This is a genomic window from Mucilaginibacter rubeus, assembly GCF_014643835.1.
GTDB lineage: Bacteria > Bacteroidota > Bacteroidia > Sphingobacteriales > Sphingobacteriaceae > Mucilaginibacter > Mucilaginibacter rubeus.
The window spans coordinates 100148-119887 of the sequence record NZ_BMKD01000008.1; the positions used below are offsets into that span (position 1 = coordinate 100148).

The window sequence follows — 19740 nt, forward strand, 5'->3', positions numbered from 1 at the left end:
ATAATAACCTCAATACGATTCGATCACAAGCGTGGTAGTGCTTTTGTAGTGTGATGATATACGGAGAAAACTTGCCTTCCCGACAAAAAAATATTTTGATGATACGCTTAACTCACAGTTTATATATTATTATAGACAGGAAAAAGCGCTGATGGGGGAAGTCGCTTACCCGATTAAAACCAGATGAGCGGGTGCCTGATGGGTAAATTTCGGATAACTTCTTCAACCTGAGGATTATGATCCAGTTTTTGCCAGGTTGTTAACCACACTTTTTCATGGTAGGCATTAGCGCCAAACAGCAGGAAAGGCTGCGCAATTGGCCAGTTGTCCCAGTACATTACGTCGGGTTTTAAAGTCCATTTACTTTTATCTGCCACGAAAGGATATAGATAACTTATTCCTTTTTTGATGGATTTGCCATCCGGTGTTTCAAAGTTCCATAAATTATCCTGCGGGCTTGAAAGGATCTGGCACAGCATGGTCATGGCATCGAGGTTAAAAATAGAGTAGCCATAGGGTTTGGTACGAGCCATCTCTAAGGGGAAGCTGCCGTCGGTACCCATTTGGCGGGGGAGCAATATCGTTTTGTATCGCACGCGAATCGAATCGAGTACTACTTCATTTTTGCAAAGTTTGGCAAAGGAGGCTACCTGCATAGCCCAGCAGGTGGCGTGGTTGTTTTTAACATCCCTTTCCTGGATGCCGGGTTTACTGGTCATGAGCCAGTTGGTATAATCGGTAAACCATTTTTTAACAGCGGCTGTAGTTTCGGCGTCCATGGCTTTTTCCATAACGATAATGCCTTGCGCAACTTCCATCAGGTGAATAGTATCGATGATACCATAATTACGGCCGGTGAACTGTCCCTTAACTGCCTGGGCGAACCAAAGACTTGGGTTCATCAACGTTTCGGAACCAATAAACCAGGCTTTAAGGTGGATTACAGCCTGTTTAACATATTTTACATCTCCGGTTATTTTATAGGCCGATGCCAGGGCGCCGATGATCTTACTAAAGCGGATCATGGCTTTGCGGTGTTCTACAAAGTTATCCGGGTTGGTCATGCCATCGCGGTTGATGTAAGGCCCGTCGGGATTTTTGGGATCAGGCCAGAAATAATCGGCTTCCGAAAAAAAGTCGTGTTTACCGCCCGCACTCCTGGGTGAAGATGACGCTGTAACTGTAACCGGCTGCTGTTGCATGGCCCAGGCGGCCTCGGTCATTATTTGCTTTTTGAGAGTTTGTTCTGCAGCTTTTTCTACCGGAGATTTATCTGGTTTTGATTGTAGGGGCGTAAAAGCAAATTGCGTTAAGGTTGTAACAGCAATTAAAATTGCAGCAAATAATTTTTTCATGGCGATGGTTTATAATGGTGCCGACAAGATAAGCATAGTGGATAATTGTTTTTGGTGTGTAGGGGATTGGTGGAGGCGTTTTTTCACGACAACGTTGAAGTAAAAAACGCTTAGCGCATTTATTCTTCATTAGGATTTGCAGGTTCTCCAGGCAAATGGCATAACTATTGATTAAATAATCTACATCAGTATGTAAAAAGCGTTATCCAGCCATAAAATTATGGTTAGGCACTATAAACATTATGCCAACGTTTTTTATGTTTACGCAAATCATTAGATATGAAAACTCTAAAAACACCTTTATTAGCTCTTGCAATAGCTGTTTTAGCTATCACTACCCAAGCCTGCAAAACCAAAAAAGCGGTTGTGCAAACACCGCCACCGGCCCAGCCAACACAACAAGCTGCAACCCCTCCGCCCGCACCAAAACCGGCGCCAACCCCTCCGCCGGCACCTGCTCCTGCACCGGAGAAACCAGATTATAATTTCAGCAATATCCAGTTTGAGTTTAACTCAGCAGTGTTAAAAACTGCTTCGTACCAAACTTTAGATCATATTGTTAAAGAACTGAAAAAAGACCCGTCGGCGAAATTCGTTTTAAATGGCAATGCTTCTGCCGAAGGTACTGCCGAGCATAACATGTCGTTATCTGTAGATAGAGCAAACTCTGTAAAATTGTACCTGGTAAACAGCGGTGTTAATGGCGATAACCTTACTGTAAAAGGCTGGGGCGAAAGCAAACCGATAGCTGATAACACTACCGAAGATGGCCGTGTACTTAACCGTCGTGTTGAGGTTAAGCTGGCACAGTAAATAAAAATTTTCAATGGAAACCACAGGCAGCTCATTGGGCTGCCTTTTTTGTTAGATAAAATTATTCGGTACCGTTAACCAACTGAAAAATAGTGAATAAATGATGGGCCTCATGTAATACAAAAAACTCGGCCCATTTTAAGATGGTTAGCCTGCCATATTTAGGATGTACGCCAATGCACGATAATTCGCTGTCGCTAAGCCCCGACAACAGATCGATAATTGTTGTCCTGTCCGTATTTATCATGTCCAGCAGTTCTCTTAAACCCATTGATTTGAAAGGTATAAACTCAGGATCGAGATCTCCGGTGTAACGATCAAAAACAGGCGTATCTTTATTCAATATCAGGTGTATACGGTCTGTAAATATTTTCTGGTACCGGGCCAGGTGGGCTATGTTATCTAAAGCGCTCCATTTGCCGGGTACCGGTGGCGTAATTAATTTATCGTTGCTTATATAGGCAACCAATTGTTCTATGGTAAGATGCTGGGTTTTTAGTCTTTCGGAGAGTGATGTATATAAGCTCATATGCCTTACGGTTAATTTAAAAATTCATCACAAAAATGATACGATTTTACCAATGATTGAGCCGTTTTGTGTAAAATGATTGCTTTAATTTGGAATGTGTAAAACTGTCCGTAGTGCTATATGTTCAGGCATAAAAGCCTCGGTCATTTTTTAACCTTCCTGCTTTATTAAAACGTAAATTTAACCGAACTGGCGCAGGTATTTTGATCACCTATGAATAAATATAAACTATATGCCGGTTTAGTTGGTGCCGGTGCAATAGCGCTTGTTTCAGTTGCGTGGCAAACTAAAGTCGTGAAGCAACCTGAGCAGGCAAGGAGACGCCCGAATATTATCGTGATCCTGGCCGATGATATGGGTTTTTCTGATCTGGGCTGTTATGGCGGTGAGGTGAATACCCCCAACATCAATTACCTTGCTCAAAATGGTATCCGCTACAGGCAATTCTATAACACATCGCGTTGCTGCCCAACAAGAGCATCTTTACTTACCGGCTTATACAATCAGCAGGCAGGCATAGGCAAAATGACCGACGCCGAAGACGAACCCGGTTACCTTGGTCATATCACAGAAAATGCAGTAACCCTTGCCGAAGTCTTGAAATCCGCAGGTTACCATACCGCCATGTCGGGAAAGTGGCATGTGTCCAACACCAACGGGCAGCCTAACGCGCAGGACCAGATGGCCTGGTTAAACCATCATAAAGATTTTGGCGATTTTTCGCCCATTAGCCAGTACCCAACCAGCCGCGGGTTCGAGAAATTTTTTGGAACCATTTGGGGCGTGGTCGATTTTTACGATCCTTTTAGTTTGGTTAGCGGTACTAAGCCCATTAAAACCGTCCCCAAAAACTACTATCATACAGATGCTATTAACGATACAGCGGTAGCTTATATCAAAGGCTACGCTAAATCGTTAAAGCCGTTCTTTTTGTACGTTGCCGAAAATGCACCGCACTGGCCGCTGATGGCAAAGCCAGAGGATATTGCCAAATATAAAGACACCTACAAAGCGGGCTGGCAGGCAATCCGCGAAGCGAGATACAAAAAGATGGTGCAGCTTGGCCTTATCGACCCTGCAAAAACAAAGCTGTCAGATCGCTGGAAAGGTGATCTGCAATGGGAAAACAATCCTGATAAAGAATGGGACGCCATGGCTATGGCTGTTCATGCCGCTATGATCGACAGGATGGACCAGGGTATTGGCCGCATTGTTAAAACGCTGAAAGAAACGGGTCAGCTGGATAACACGCTTATCGTTTTCCTGTCGGACAATGGGGCAAGTGCCGAAAACTGCGCTGCTTATGGCCCGGGTTTTGACCGCCCTAACGAAACCCGCGACGGACGGAAAATTGTTTATGCCACAAAGAAAGAAGCTTTGCCGGGCCCGGAGACTACTTATTCGTCAATCGGGCCGCATTGGGCAAACGTAGCCAACACGCCGTATGAATATTGGAAAGCCGAATCATATGAAGGTGGTATCCATACACCGATGATCGCCTTTTGGCCAAAGGGAATTACTGCTAATAGAGGTGGCTTTAATGACCATGTGGGCCATGTGATGGATTTCATGAGCACTTTTGTTGAGCTGGCCGGGGCCAAATATCCTAAAACATATAAGGGGTACAACATTCCACCGACTACAGGTATCAGCCTGGTGCCAAGCTTTAAAGGAAAATATGCTCCGGGTCATGAGGATTTGTTTAACGAGCACTTCGGCGCGAGGTATGCGCGTTCAGGAAACTGGAAGCTGGTATCGCTGAGTAATGATACTACCTGGCATTTGTACGATCTGTCGCGGGATAAAACCGAAACTGCCGATCTGAAATCGAAATACCCGGAAAAAGTGCACCAACTGGATAGCCTTTGGCATATCTGGGCAAATACGCACCAGGTTTTTCCAAAGCCTGGAAATAAGAGTAAATAATAAAAAAACCAACAATAAATTAAAACCAAAAGTAAAACGTAGTTTATGAACCGCATTTTTAAAAAAACGTACTTGCTTGTTTCCGGACTGGCAGCATCGTTTGTTGCACAAACAGCGCTGGCACAAGATAAGATGCCGTCTTATCCGCTGATCACGCACAACACTTATTTCAGCATCTGGTCAAACACCGATAAGTTAAATGAATCAACCACCAAACACTGGACCGGGAAAGACCAATCGTTACTGGGCCTCATTAAGGTTGATGGCAATTACTACCGTTTTATGGGCGCATCGGCCGTTAATTATAAAACCATTTTAGCAGCTACCGACGAAAAATCGTACAACAGCCAATACCTGGCCGAAACTGCCCCGGCAGCAGGTTGGGAAAAACCGGGCTTTAATGATCAGGCCTGGAAAAGCAGCGCTGCGCCATTTGGCGATGAACGTGCAAGCAAAGGCACCGAATGGAGAGGTAAAGACATTTGGGTTCGTCGCAAATTCAATATTGCCGAATTACCGAAAGGCCGTTTAATGCTGAAAATTTATCATGATGATGAAGCCGAAGTATACCTGAACGGCCAGCGGATTGCTGCCGAAGGTGGTGCTAATGGCGATTTTGAAACTGTTGCATTGCCTGCCAGTGCAAAATCGAATCTGAAAGCAGGCGAAAACGTTTTGGCTATCCATTGTAAAAACACCGGTGGCGGCTCGTTTATTGATGCCGGTCTTGCTGAAGAAGTGTTGAGCAAGGATGACGAAGCCGTTAAACTGGCTGAGCAAACCAGCGTTAAAGTTACAGCTACCCAAACCGTATATAACTTTAAAGCAGGTGAGGTAAACCTGAAAGTTACGTTCACTTCGCCATTGGTTATGGGCGATTTGAAATTACTTACCACCCCGGTATCATACATCACTTACCAATTGAAATCAACCGATGGGAAAGCTCATGATGTTCAGATCTATCAGGGGGTATCAAGCAATCTGGCTGTAAATACACCATCACAGGAAGTTACGGTATCAAAATACAGTCAGAACGGCCTTAAGCTGTTAAAAGCCGGCACTGTGGAACAACCGGTATTACAGAAAAAAGGTGATAACCTGCGTATTGACTGGGGCTATGTTTATGTTGCTTCGTCAACCGCCGGAGCTAAACAATACATCACTCCCGAAGGTGATGCTGTTTCATCATTCCTGGGCGCCCAAAAAGGTGAAGCTACGGTTACTGGTAAACAATTCATGTTAAGCACAGTATTACCATTTGGTAAAGTGACTGCTGCGCCGGTATCTAAATTTATTTCGGTTGGGTATGATGACATCTATGCTATCCAATACTTCAAAACCAATTTAAGACCATGGTGGAGGAATACCCCGGGTGCTACTATTGAAGGCGTACTGAGCGATGCTACCAAAGCCTACGCTAAAGTGATGGGCACTTGTGTAAAAACAGATGCTAAGATCTGGGCCGACGCGGTTAAAGCCGGTGGTGAAAAATATGCTAAGTTATGTGTAATGGCTTATCGTCAAAGTATTGCCGCGCACCAGGTAGTTAAAAGCCCGGAGGGCGAATTGTTATTCTTATCTAAAGAGAACTTTAGCAATGGCTCAATCAACACGGTTGACATTACTTACCCTTCGGCTCCAATGTACCTGCTATACAATCCTGATTTGTTGAAAGGCATGATGAACGGCATCTTCTATTTCAGCGAAAGCGGTAAATGGAACAAACCTTATTCATCGCACGATTTGGGCACCTACCCATTGGCAAACGGCCAAACTTATGGTGAAGATATGCCGGTTGAAGAAAGCGGCAACATGATCATCCTTAACGCTGCTTTAGCGAAAGTTGAAGGCAATGCCAACTACGCTAAAAAGCACTGGAAAACATTAACCATCTGGACTGAATACCTTGCCAAATCAGGCTTTGATCCGGGTAGCCAATTGTGTACTGATGATTTTGCCGGTCACCTGGCGCATAATGCCAACTTATCGGTAAAAGCTATTGTAGCCATTGACGCCTACGGCGAATTAGCAGGTATGTTAGGTGATGCCGCAACCGCTAAAAAGTACAAAGCGATGGCTAAAGATATGGCCAAAAAATGGGAAGAAAAAGCCAATGCCGGCGACCACTACGGCCTGGTGTTTGACAGCAAAGATACCTGGAGCCAGAAATACAACATGGTTTGGGATAAAGTGTTGGGTTTGAAATTATTCCCTCAAAAAGTGTATGATACCGAGCTTAAATACTATTTAGCACACCAAAAAGAGTTTGGTTTGCCGCTTGATAGCCGTAAAACCTACACAAAAAGCGATTGGATCCTTTGGACTGCATCTATGGCCGATAATAGAGCTGATTTCAACGCTTTAGTTGCTCCGGTTTACAAATTTGCTACCGAAACTTCATCGCGCGTACCACTAAGCGACTGGCATGAAACTACCAATGGTAAAATGGTAGGCTTCCAGGCGCGTAGTGTGATTGGCGGTTATTATATGAAAACTTTAAGGGATAAGTTGGCGGCTAAGTAAAGCCACCAACTTTAATAATTGGAAAAGGAGTCTGCATAGCAGGCTCCTTTTTTTGTTCTGGTATATTTTTATACATTTAGATCTGACTCCACCACAAAAGATAAACGACTAAATCAATTTTAATGCGGAGAGTAATAATTGTTATATTAGGATTAGCCCTAATGGGATTTATCGGCACTTGTATTTATTTCGTTGCTGGTGTAAGCTCTACCATCCCACCGATAAAAAAGTATGTATTCTTTGGTAATGTCAATAGCTTTTTATTGGGAATGCAAAAATATGCGGCGGCTGATTCGGAAATACTCTTTAAAATAACAGATACGACTGGAAATAAGCAAAACGGCTATGGAATTTATATGAATCTTGAGATAAGAAATTCGAACTCAGATATAGAATACAATTTAAAATGTGGAGAAAAAGACAACGAAGGCATACGAAGTACAATAGTCAAACTAATTGGGATCCACGATAAAAATAATTACAAATTAGGGGGGTATGGAATAGAGGGCATCGGAGTTAGACAAATGGTATCTGATTTTGAAACAGGCTTCTTAGTTAAATTAAAAGAAAAAGAAGGGATTGCTGTTAAACCATATATCGACAATCACAGATAAATCAAGCTTGTTAATCGGTTTTTTACCCCCCTCCCTCATCTTTCCCTAACATTACAATCATCATAATTTGATACTTAATAATTAGGTTTTATGATTACTTTCATGCTTCGTTAGCTATAATAATTTCTATGCCGCTCCCCTTAAAAAAAATATTGGTTAAAACGCTTAAAATAAGCGCCATCACCGTTGTTAGTTTATTGCTGTTGATGTTCCTGTTACCTTATCTTTTTCCCGAAACAGTGACTCAGAAAATAAAGCAATGGGCCGCCGGCAGCGTAAACAGCAAGCTTTCGTTTTCGAGTACGCGCTTATCATTCTTTAAAAAGTTCCCGTCGTTAACGCTTACACTGAATGATTTTGTATTGAATGGCAGCATACCTTTTCAGGATGATACACTAATTTCGGCTAAGGAAATTTCGCTGGCTATAGATCTTTCTTCGGTGTTTAAAAGCAAAATCAATGTAAATAAGATCTATCTTGATCATGCGTTGATCAACATCCAGGTTGACAGTGCCGGTAAAGCCAATTACAATGTTTACAAATCATCTCCACCTAAACAGGATAATAAAGCGGATACCGCAAGCGCATCATTAGGGATTGAACAGATTTTGATAGACAAAAGCCACCTGGTTTATGACGACCGCTCACTGCCCATGCAGATCAACGCGCGGGAACTTAACTATAAAGGCAGCGGCGATTTAAGCAAAGACATCTTTGACCTTTATAGTCATGTTGATGCTGCTTCGGTAGATTTTTATTACGGCAATAAGGCCTACGTGCTCAAGAAAAAAGTAAATGCCGACCTCGTTACCAGTATCAATACCAAATCATTGGCCTTCGCATTTCAAAAAAACGACCTGCTTATTAACAAGCTCCCGGTTAAATTTAAGGGTAGGTTTGAGTTTTTGAAAGATGGCTATGATATGGATTTCAAGATCAGGAGTGATCAAAATGATCTTGGCGATGTTTTTACCGCCATTCCGGATGAATATGCCAAGTATGTTGATAACATGGATATCAGCGGTAATGGCATCATCCAGCTTGATCTGAGCGGAAAGTACATCGCCTCAAAAAATATTATGCCTAACCTGGGTATCAGCATGAAAGTGCGCGACGGTTCCATCGTTAACAAAAGTACCCCCGCGCCGGTTAAAAACCTGTACCTGAATATGGATGCCAGTTTGCCTGGCCTCAACCCCGACAGTTTAAAAATTAATATTGATTCAGTTTATTTCAATATTGGTAAGGACTACTTTGGTTCGGTACTGAAATTAAAGGGAATCAAATCGCCATACATTTATGCTAAAGTGAATACCGAAATTGACCTGGAGCAATGGTACAAGGTTTTTGGCATTAAACCATTCCAGGTAAAAGGAAGATATGGTTTGCATTTACTGGCCGAAGGTAAGTACACCACCGGCATCAGGAAAACTGGACTAAGGCAAAAGGTCGATACCGTGATAACCAGTATTCCCCAATTTAAACTCAGGTCAACTTTCAGAAATGGCTATTTTAAATACAGCAAGCTGCCGCAGTCTATCAACAATATCAGTTTTGACCTGGATGCCGCTTGTCCGGATCATAACATTGCCAATGCCACTGTGGATGTGCGCAACCTGAACATTAATGCACTTAATAATTACATCAAAGGCTATCTAAAATTAAGCAATAAGGCTGGTGCATTGATTGATGCCGGGTTGAATGCTAAATTCCATTTAGATGATATCAGGCAGTTTTACCCGGTTGATAGTATTGATTTCCGCGGTGATTTTGATGCTAACCTGCAAAGTAAAGGCAGGTATATTCCGGCCCGGCGCATCTTCCCGGTTACCAATGCGGAGATCAACCTGAAAAACGGATATATCCAAACCAAATACTATCCGCACCCTATGCAAAATGTACAGGTTAGCGTAAATATTTTTAACAACACCGGCTCGCTAAAAGGGCTTAAGGTGGATATTAAACCGGTATCCTTCAATTTTGAAGGCCAGCCATTTTTACTGAGGGCCAACCTCCGCAATTTTGACGACCTTGATTATAACGTAACTTCTCGAGGTAGCCTTGACCTTGGTAAAATTTATAAAGTATTTGCCATAAAAGGATATGATGTAAATGGTTTTGTAAGCACCAACTTTAAACTGAAAGGAAAGCAAAGCGATGCAACCAGCGGTCGTTATGATAAGCTGGATAATTCGGGCAGTATGAAGGTAAAAAATATCAAACTTACTACCGAACTGTTCCCGAAACCATTTTTTATCACCAACGGCGTATTCAGCTTTAACCAGGATAAAATGAAGTTTGATCAGTTTAAGGCTAACTATGGTAAATCAATAGTAGTGCTTGACGGTGCTTTATCCAATGTAATAGGCTATGCCATGCAACCAAATTCGCCGTTAAAAGGTGAGTTTAATTTGAAGAGCGATTTGATCATTGCCGATGATTTTATGGCTTTTGCAGGTGTGCCTGCATCTGCCAAACCAACCAAATCATCGGGTGTGATATTGGTGCCCTCCAATCTTGATCTTAATTTTGCTGCTGATGTAAAAAAAGTTAAATATAACGGACTGGATATCAGCGACGCAAAAGGCGCAATGAATGTTACCAACGGGCAGATCGTACTTAAGCAAACTGGTTTCAGCCTGATAGGTGCCCCTGTAGTGATGGACGCCACTTATGGCAGCATCAATCCGCAAAAAGCATTTTTTGATTATCACATCAACGCGAAAGAGTTTGATATTCAGAGGGCCTACCGCGAAATTAAGTTATTTCATGATATGGCAACTTCGGCCGAGCATGTACAAGGTATTGTATCTTTAGATTATAAGCTTGCGGGTAAGCTTAACAGCGATATGAAACCGGTTTACCCATCATTAAAAGGCGGTGGCGTACTTTCTGTAAAACAAGTAAAAGTATACGGATTGAAATTATTAAGTGCGGTTGGCAAGCAAACCGGTCATGACAGTGTTGGCCACGGCGATGTAAAAAAGGTTGATATCAAAAGTACTATAGCCAATAACATCATGACTATAGAACGTACCAAAATGCGGATTGCAGGTTTCAGGCCGAGATTTGAAGGACAGGTGGGTTTGGATGGCAAACTGAACCTGAAATTCAGGCTGGGGCTGCCGCCCTTCGGTATCTTCGGCATCCCGATGACTATCACCGGTACCCAGGATAAACCTATTATCCATTTGGGCAAAGGCAAAAAAGAGGATGAGCTGAAAGAAACTCAGGACGACGAGTAAAAGTGCTTGCTGGTCTCATTTGTTTGAAAGAAATAAAAGCGTCGGGTTGTGTGATTCCCTCCCCTGGGAGGGTGTAGGGAGGGGTTTCATTGCCTTGCCTACTCCTTTTAAATAGCGGATAAACCCCTCCCTGCCACTACGCATTCCCACCACGCCCCTCCCGAAGGAAGGAATTGAAAAAACTTCCGCTGCAGATTATATGAATGTAAAATAGTTAACACACGATTGTTAGTTAACATTAAGTTCATATTGAAATGCTTCTTTTGTTTGTCTTTTCGTACGCAGGTATCAGAAGAAGATTTCTTTGCAATGACAATCCGCTTAGTTTTCAGATATGATTAAACTCTACACCAGGCTTATTCAATTAACATTTTACCTGTTTGTATTAATATCTGGTACAGCGGCACAGGCACAATCAAACAAAACCGACCGGTTTCAGCAGCTTCAATTGCTCTCACAGCAACATCCCGATTCGGTGCTTATCATTCTGAAAAAACTCCACGCCGATGCTGTTCAGGATAATGATAATCTTACCGCCGGCTTGAGTCTGCAGCAAATGGGGCAGATCTGTTTTGACCAGGGGCATTACGCGCAAGCCCTTGATTTTTATTTACACGCCGATAAGGTATTCGCGCAAGTAGGCAACAAGGATTTATTGGCCGACAATTGGGGCAAGATGGGCATCTTGTATTATTACAACAGGCAGCCTGACAAGTCATTTCAGTTATATAACAAGGCACTCAATCTTTACAAAGCAACCAACAACAAAAAAGGCCAGGCCGAGATCTTTGGAGCGATAGGGCATTTGTATGAAAAGCATCATAAGTATGACAGCTCCTTTTATTACCAGCGCCTGGCGCTAAACCGCTATCAGCGCATAGGAGATGATTATGGGCAAGCAAAAATATACGAGAACCTTGGCAGTATCCATGAGGATCTGGCCAATTATGATTCATCATATTCCTGCTTCAGAAAATCATTAGAGATTTATAACAAGTACAATAATGAAGTTGCCAGTATTGAGGTGATCAATAACATTGGCGATATTTTGCGGAAAACCGGTAAATATGAAGAAGGGATCCGGCAATCGCGCAAGGCTTATGCGCTGTCATTAAACACAGGAAACCTGTACCAGTTAGCTGCTTCCTGTCGTGACCTCGGTAAGTCGTATCAACTGCTTAACCGGATGGATAGCGCCTATCATTACCTTGAATTGAGCCGTAAATACTCGCTTGAGGTGTATTCGAGGGAGAGCATTAAGCAAACTTCATTTTTGCAGGTGTTGTATGATATGGATAAAAAGAGCGATGAAATTACCCGGCTCAATAACATCCGGAAAACTAACCAGATAGTTACCATTGCCGGCGTTACCATTTCCCTGTTGCTTGTCGTTCTCGGTTTTGTAACCTTCAGCAGGCAACGCCTCAAAATACGCGACCAGCGTGTCCTGGCCGAGCAAAACCGGTCGATTTTTGAAGCCCAACGCGATTTGATGGAGCTGGAGCTCAAGAATAAACAACTGGAAGAGGAAAGCCTTAAACAACAGCTGGAACTTAAAGGGCAGGAGCTGTCATCGCACACCTTAAACCTGATCAAGAATAACCAGTTGTTAGAGAGCATGCGCAATACGTTGCAGGATATGGTGAAAGAAGATAAGCGTGATCAGAAGCGGCAGATGCAGCAAATTATCCAGCAAATAAATCAAAGCTTTAATCACGAGCAGCACTGGAAAGAGTTTACGGTAGCTTTTGAACAAGTTCACCAAAGCTTTTTTGAAAAGCTGAAACAACGCAGTACAGATCTTACCTCAACAGATCTGCGTTTGATAGCCCTGCTTAAAGTCAACATGGATTCGAAGGATATTGCCGGTTTGTTGGGCATCTCTATTGATAGTTTACGGGTTGCCCGTTACCGTTTACGCAAGAAACTCAACATTGACCAGGGCGAAAATCTTACCACTTTTATACAGGCCCTATAAGTTGGTTATTGTTAATTTCTTCATTTTTTGGGGCTTAACATTAGTTTAATGTAACGGTAACTGAATGATAATGGAGGTTTTTGTTTTAATTATTTTATTGAAAATCAATTAATTGTATTTTTTAGTTGCTGTTGCGTATACGCCCCGTGTAACGCTGTTTCCTTTTTGTAACGGCATATTTTAGCAGATGTATTGTGGGTTTAAACACTTTTGCGCCGTCAAAAAAGCAAATCACAATTGCATTAATCGTCGCAAAATGAAAAAATACTTACAAACATTCTTGTTCATGCTTTTGTGCGTTACCGCCGCTAACGCAACAAAGTTAAAAGGTCATGTTTATGACCGCAAAACCGGCGAACCTATGGTAGGTGCTACCGTGAGCCTCGACCGAACGAAGATTGCTACTACCACCGGGCTGGACGGCTCGTTTGAATTAAAGGACGTACCAAAAGGCTCTTACACTGTTAGGGTATCTTACATCTTGTATACCACAGCAACGCAACAGGTTGAAATAACTAAAGAAGACAGCCCGCATCTGAAAATATACCTCGAGGAGTCGAATAAGCAATTACAGGAAATCAGTGTTGTATCTCAAAAGAACGGATCAACCGAAAGGACTGCCCGCCGAATTGAGCAGCAGGCCACACAGGTAATGAACATCGTATCGGGCAGGGCTATTGAAGTATCTCCCGATTTAACAGTGGCTAATGTGATCTCCCGCGTATCAGGTGTATCGGTTGAACGTAACACAAACGGCGATGGCCAATATGCCATTTTACGTGGTATGGATAAACGCTATAATTATACCCTGGTAAACGGTGTTAAAATACCAAGCCCTGATAACAAATACCGTTATGTACCGCTTGATATTTTCCCTTCAGACCTTTTATCAAGGTTAGAGGTATATAAAACCCTTACCCCAAACCTGGAAGGCGACGCTGTTGGGGGCGTGGTTAACATGGTGATGAAGGATGCCCCTGAGGGTTTTGAAATTAACGCTAACATTGCGGGCGGTTACAGTCAGCTGCTATTGGATCGTAAGTTTATGAGCTATGATTATTCAAGCATTAACCACAAATCGCCTTATGAACTCAATGGTAAAACTTACCAGGCAACTCAGGCTGATTTTGGTACCGGAACTTTAAACTATTCGCTTAAACACCCTGCGCCAAACCTTATTGGTAGCTTATCATTAGGTCAGCGCTTTTTTAATAACAAATTGGGTGTGTTGGTAGCCGGTAGTTATCAAAATACCTATCGGGGTAGCAACAGTGTATTCTACAACACTAAAGTAAATCCAACGGCTGAGTATGCCGCGGTTACAAGCCGGGATGACAGGGAATATTCTGAACAGCAAAAACGTTACGGCTTATTTTCAAAAATTGATTACCTGTTAGATAGCCGCAATAAACTGAGCTTTTTTAATACCTATGTTAACTTAACCAGTATCCAGGTCCGCGACGAAAAATCCACCAGTTTTTCAACTGATTACGACCCGGATAAAGGAAATGCTCAGTTAGGGTATTCAACCCGCAGCCGTTTTACCGAGCAACAAATTTACAGCGGAACGCTGCGTGGGGATCATAAATTGTTTAACGATAAACTTAAGGTACAATGGTCGGCGGTTTATTCTTCGGCCGAAAACGAAGTGCCTAATAATACCACCATCAGCCTTAATGGTGTACGCGAAAACTTTGTCGACAGGCGCACATATCTCACTAACGGTACTTCGCTTACCCACCGCTGGGAACGCAATACAGACGAAGATAAAGCAGGTTATTTAGACCTCACCTATACCGCACCAATTGGCGGTGTTAATGTCGATTTCTCTGCTGGTGGTTTATACCGCGATAAAGAGCGCAGCAGTTTCTATAACAATTATAACCTTGCTGCCGCCAATCCAGGCGCATTGTATGGTACCGATTTTACGAATTACACCCAACTGAATTTTAACGTTACAAATCAGGCGGGTGCAGTTGCCAATTCATTAACTAATGATGCATCTGAAAAGATAGGTGCCGGCTATGGTATGTTTAAATTTACTACAAAAACTATTCAGGTAGTTGGTGGTGCACGCGTTGAGCACACTAATCAGGGTTATCACATGCTTTTCCCCCAGGGTGAACCACGCCCTACGGGTAATCAAACATACACTGATGTATTGCCAAGCCTAACGCTCAAATACTTTTTAACCGATAAACAGCAACTGCATGCCTCTTATTTCAAATCGATTAACAGACCTGGTTTTTATGAGATTATACCAGGAACCAGGCCGGGTGAGGATTATGACGAACGTGGTAATGCCGATCTGAAACATGCTATTGCAGATAATTACGATTTAAGATATGAACTTTTCCCTGACGCAAGCATGCAATTTTTAGCCGGCGCGTTTTACAAACAGATTAAGGACCCGATAGAGTATAGTTTCCAGGCGGATGCTACACGCGGCCAGGATACTTATTATGTTCCGGGCAATTTCGGTACAGCTAAAAACTATGGATTAGAGCTTGATTTGGTTAAGTTTTTTAACAAGTTTGGCGTAAAAGGCAATTATACTTATACCCATTCTCGCATCACTACCATCAAAGATACTTATATCGCCGATGTAAATGGTGATACCCACCTGACTACGGTAAATCAAACCAGACCTTTATATGGTCAGTCAGAGCATATCGCCAACCTGTCATTATTATATAAAGACACTAAGAAGGGTTGGGATGCACAAATTGCCGGAGCTTATACCGGTCCGCGCATCAACACTGTATCGCAGTTTGTGAATAATGACCTTTGGCAGCGCGGCTTTATCCAGATGGATGCATCAGCCGAAAAACGTTTTAAAAACAACCTGAGCGTATTTATCAAAGCGGGCAACCTGCTTAACACACCGGCTAAGTTGTTCCTGAAAGGTACCAACCCTGAAAACGCTACGCTGAAAGATGATAACATCGTAGCAAACGGGCAAACCTTAATCCGCAGCGACTACTATAAGCAAACTTACCTGATTGGTGTTCGATACAAACTTTAAAATAATTTATCAACCATAAATAAAAGGCATTATAATGAAACTAAAACAAATATTCGCGGCAGTGCTGTTATCGGCCATAGCCTTTAGCAGTTGCAGGAAAGCTAACCTTGATGTTGATACCAGCTCAAACGATGGATCGGCAAGCGGTGAAGTATCTGGCGTTTGGGCTAAAGGCAGCACGCAGATCATTAAGGGTGATATTATTATTCCCGAAGGTAAATCACTTACTATTGAAGAGGGTGTAACCGTATTGATGGATACCATTGCTAAACCTGAATTTATAGTAAAAGGGAATCTGTACTCATTAGGTACCGCCGAAAACCCGGTTAGGATAACCGTAAACCCGGCATATCGTACCGAGGCCAAAAAATTCGGTAAAATGTGGGGCGGTATCCTTGCCGCTAAAACCTGCGCCGAATTGGTGCTCGATCATACTATTTTAGAGTATGGCGGTAACACTACATCTGATGCTTCAACTTCGGTAAAACAAGGTCTTTATAAAGCTGCCGCTGGTGAAAATTTGCCTGCATTGTGGTTTTCAAATGTGAATGGTAAACTGATTGTAGTAAACTCAACTGTGCGTAATTTTCAGGAAGATTGTACTTATATTGAGGGTGGTAAGATCATTTTTGCCAACAATACTTTTTATACTACAGGGATAACTGGAGGCGAGGCCATGAACTTTAAATCAGGCTGTTTGGCTGATGTTGGCTTTAACCTGGTTTACAGCGCCAATACCAATGCACTGAAGTTATCAAACTCGGGCGACCGTACGCCGCAGGCTTACATCATCTGTTATAATAACACCATGGTAAATACCGGCTGGCGCAGGCCATCGGCAAAGGGCGGTTCTATCTGGCTGGAAAACAACGTACATGCCGATATTTACAACAACCTGTTTGCAAACACCCGTTTTGGTATCAAACGCGACACCAAATCAACTGAAGATAAACGTACCGTGATCAGCAATAACCTTTACTACGGCTACGATCAAACTACGGTAAACCAGTTTCAGCCATCAAAAGATATTATTGGTGGTGTTAATGAGGTCAGAGGCACAAAAGCAGGCGATAACGATCCTAAATTTGTGAACTATCCTGAATCTACCCCGGTACTGAACGCAGTTTATGATGTAAACTGGGATTTTCATTTGCAAAGCGGTTCTCCTGCTTTAAATCATGGTATAACCAACTTCACCCGTCACCATGCTGCGGGTATCACCGTAAACGGGATAAATTACGTATCTCCTGCCCCGGCTAATTACATCGGCGCTTTCGGAGCAAAATAAATTAACTCATGGCAATGATCCTGCATACTTCTGCAGGATCATTTTTTTATTAATAATAAAAGATGAATAAACTGAGCAAATTAACATTTGTACTACTTGCTGTTGCCATAGGTAATACCGCCTGCGGCCAAAGCCAGATAGGCAACAAAGGGCTTACCATCCCGGGCAGCACAGCACCCGAAATAAAACCGGTAGTTGTTACCGAACCTGTACTGTATGATACCGACGATCCGGCAATATGGATCAACCCGGCTGATCCGGCTAAAAGCCTGATCATCGGCACTGATAAAAACAGCGAAGGTGCTCTTTATGTATTCGACCTACAGGGCAAGATCATTAAGGATAAGGTTGTTCGTGGCTTAAAGCGGCCAAACAACGTTGACCTGGCCTATGGTTTAATGCTTGGCGGCAAGCCCACCGATATTGCTATTACCACCGAACGCATGACCCATAAACTGCGGATCTATTCATTGCCTGATATGAAACCCGTAGATAATGGCGGTATCGATGCCTTTGTTGGCGAAACCGGCTTTGAATACCGGGATTTAATGGGTATCTCCATCTATACTGCAAAAGATGGAAAAATGTATGCCATCGCAGGTCGCAAAAATGGCCCGCAAACCGGTGGCTATATCTGGCAGTATCTGCTTGAGGATGATGGCACTGGTAATGTAAAAGCTACCTTGGTACGTAAGTTTGGCAAATACAGTGGCAAAAAAGAAATTGAATCAATTGCTGTTGATAATGAGCTGGGATACATCTACTATTCAGACGAACAGGTAGGCGTTCGCCAGTATTATGCCGACCCTGAAAAAGGAGACCAGGAACTGGCGATCTTCGGTACTTCGGGTTTTAAAGCCGATCATGAAGGGATCTCGATTTATAAGTTGAGCGATACAACAGGTTACATTCTGGTATCCGATCAGGGTGCCAACCGTTTCCAGGTTTTCAGCAGGGAAGGTACCAAAGCAAACCCTTTTGAACACAAGTTGCTGAAGATAGCAAACGTAGCCGCAAGACAAAGTGATGGCAGTGACGTAACTGCTACTCCTTTAAATGATACCTTTAAACATGGCATTTTTGTGGTAATGAGTACCGATAAAACTTTTCACTATTACCGCTGGGAAGATATAGCGGGCAAAGAACTTAAAGTAAAATAGTAATATGATATAAAGAATTGCGAGTACCCATCAGGGAAACCCTGGAAAAAAAAGTAATGACATGTAAAATATATTTTAACGGTGTTGCGCGTGGGCCGCGTTAGGGATTGCAGTGTAAAGCCCGGAGCGCGCAAAGGGGTTGCGGGCTGGAAAGGCGAGGACTTGCAACGGAAAGCCCGGGCCGCAGGCAACGCCCATGTTATAAAATCCATCAAGAAAAATATATTTAATAATCAATAACTTACAATCACGTCATTATAAGGTACGAAGCAATCCCAAGCTATACAGGTCGACTCTGTAAATCGGGGATTGCTTCGTACCTCGCAATGACGACTTTTTATCTCTAAGAAGCTGTTTAAATTTGATTCGAATTATTTATGTATCATATTAAAATCATTGCCGTTGGTTTTAACCAACGGAATAATGAGTAATAATAAAGGGGCTTCAGCCAAAATCCTTTTGCACAATTGGGCTAAAGCCAAGCCACTTTTCAGCTTTTTACCGTTGGTTAAAACCAACGGCAATGAATATTTCTCATTTTTAAACAGCCTCTAAGTAATTCTTAGTTATTTGAAGAATACTTTTTTGCCAGAATCATATTATCTGGTTAATAATATCTAAAAACTCCAACTGAAAACTTTCACCTTTATCCTCGTTATACCATTTCTGCAATGCTATCTTTTTTTCGCTCATTTCAATATAGTCTTTCACCATTTGCAGGTATAATCGCTGGCATTCGGCCGGTCGTGGCCCCCATGTCGCAAGGTCTTGATTGCGTTCATCTGCAATAATGATCTTGGGGATTGACCGGGTGCCATTGGTAAGGTAACTTTCAATCAAAAATGGCGGCGAATCCCTTAGCTGATAATCAACTTTAATAAGCGGGTTTAGTTCCGAAAGGCGATGCAGGAACGGGATGGTATGCGAAGCATCGCCGCACCAGGCCTCGGTAATAACCGTCCATAATTGTGGTTTACTGATCTTTTCGATGGCATTTGTCAGATCCGGGTTCAGTACGCCAACCTTTAGCCAGCGCTGCTGGCGCGACCAATTGAGCTTTGTATAATTTAAATAATCCGGATTGTCGTACGGAGCCGGCGGATTAGGGCTGTTCAAAATATCGAAAAATAGCTGCTGATAGGCTGTGAAATCCATAATAATTGCATTTGGCGCCATTAATGGCAATTCCTTTTACGATATGAAATTAAATAATGTGCGTGTGAATTTTGTTGATGTAGGTTAATTTCGATAACCTTTACCGGGCTATGATTAATATACTATGTA

At 42.6% G+C, this 19740-nt stretch carries 13 protein-coding genes; 10 read left to right on the forward strand and 3 right to left on the reverse strand.

What is annotated here, in order from left to right:
- Nucleotides 1–173 precede the first annotated feature (173 nt).
- The gene (locus IEX80_RS22825) at nt 174–1355 is read right to left on the reverse strand and encodes an alginate lyase family protein (protein ID WP_176625540.1); all 1182 of its coding nucleotides are present in this window, start codon (nt 1353–1355) and stop codon (nt 174–176) included.
- Nucleotides 1356–1634: 279 nt separating this feature from the next.
- Here IEX80_RS22825 and IEX80_RS22830 point away from each other — a divergent pair, with 279 nt between their 5' ends.
- Nucleotides 1635–2168 (forward strand): OmpA family protein, encoded by a 534-nt coding sequence (locus IEX80_RS22830; RefSeq protein WP_090530934.1) that lies wholly within the window; start codon nt 1635–1637, stop codon nt 2166–2168.
- 61 nt (nt 2169–2229) lie between these two features.
- Here IEX80_RS22830 and IEX80_RS22835 read toward each other — a convergent pair whose 3' ends face one another.
- Entirely contained in the window at nt 2230–2697 is a 468-nt protein-coding gene (locus IEX80_RS22835; protein ID WP_090530930.1) for a DinB family protein, read from the reverse strand.
- Nucleotides 2698–2910: 213 nt separating this feature from the next.
- Between IEX80_RS22835 and IEX80_RS22840 the strand changes: the two genes are divergently transcribed.
- From IEX80_RS22840 to IEX80_RS27945, 9 genes are all read left to right on the forward strand, one after another.
- The gene (locus IEX80_RS22840; protein ID WP_188834254.1) at nt 2911–4623 is read left to right on the forward strand and encodes an arylsulfatase; all 1713 of its coding nucleotides are present in this window, start codon (nt 2911–2913) and stop codon (nt 4621–4623) included.
- Between the two features lie 45 nt (nt 4624–4668).
- Nucleotides 4669–7146: a glutaminase family protein gene (locus IEX80_RS22845; RefSeq protein WP_188834255.1), complete on the forward strand. Its 2478-nt coding sequence runs from the start codon at nt 4669–4671 to the stop codon at nt 7144–7146.
- 122 nt (nt 7147–7268) lie between these two features.
- A complete protein-coding gene (locus IEX80_RS22850; protein ID WP_139160010.1) occupies nt 7269–7760 on the forward strand; it encodes a hypothetical protein in 492 nt (163 codons plus the stop codon).
- Between the two features lie 128 nt (nt 7761–7888).
- On the forward strand, nt 7889–11005 hold the full coding sequence (locus IEX80_RS22855) for an AsmA family protein (protein ID WP_188834256.1): 3117 nt from the start codon (nt 7889–7891) through the stop codon (nt 11003–11005).
- Nucleotides 11006–11339: 334 nt separating this feature from the next.
- Complete coding sequence (locus tag IEX80_RS22860) at nt 11340–12983, forward strand: tetratricopeptide repeat protein (protein ID WP_188834257.1); 1644 nt, start codon at nt 11340–11342, stop codon at nt 12981–12983.
- 256 nt (nt 12984–13239) lie between these two features.
- Nucleotides 13240–16008, forward strand: a complete 2769-nt coding sequence (locus tag IEX80_RS22865) for a TonB-dependent receptor (RefSeq protein ID WP_188834258.1) — start codon at nt 13240–13242, stop codon at nt 16006–16008.
- A 34-nt stretch (nt 16009–16042) separates the two neighbouring features.
- Nucleotides 16043–17296: a right-handed parallel beta-helix repeat-containing protein gene (locus IEX80_RS22870; protein WP_188834259.1), complete on the forward strand. Its 1254-nt coding sequence runs from the start codon at nt 16043–16045 to the stop codon at nt 17294–17296.
- A 62-nt stretch (nt 17297–17358) separates the two neighbouring features.
- The gene (locus IEX80_RS22875; protein ID WP_188834260.1) at nt 17359–18456 is read left to right on the forward strand and encodes a phytase; all 1098 of its coding nucleotides are present in this window, start codon (nt 17359–17361) and stop codon (nt 18454–18456) included.
- A gap of 423 nt (nt 18457–18879) precedes the next feature.
- Nucleotides 18880–19011: a hypothetical protein gene (locus tag IEX80_RS27945; protein WP_262892462.1), complete on the forward strand. Its 132-nt coding sequence runs from the start codon at nt 18880–18882 to the stop codon at nt 19009–19011.
- A gap of 39 nt (nt 19012–19050) precedes the next feature.
- Here the strand turns inward: IEX80_RS27945 and IEX80_RS22880 are convergent, their stop codons facing one another.
- On the reverse strand, nt 19051–19611 hold the full coding sequence (locus IEX80_RS22880; protein ID WP_188834261.1) for a thioredoxin family protein: 561 nt from the start codon (nt 19609–19611) through the stop codon (nt 19051–19053).
- Between the last annotated feature and the right edge of the window lie 129 nt (nt 19612–19740).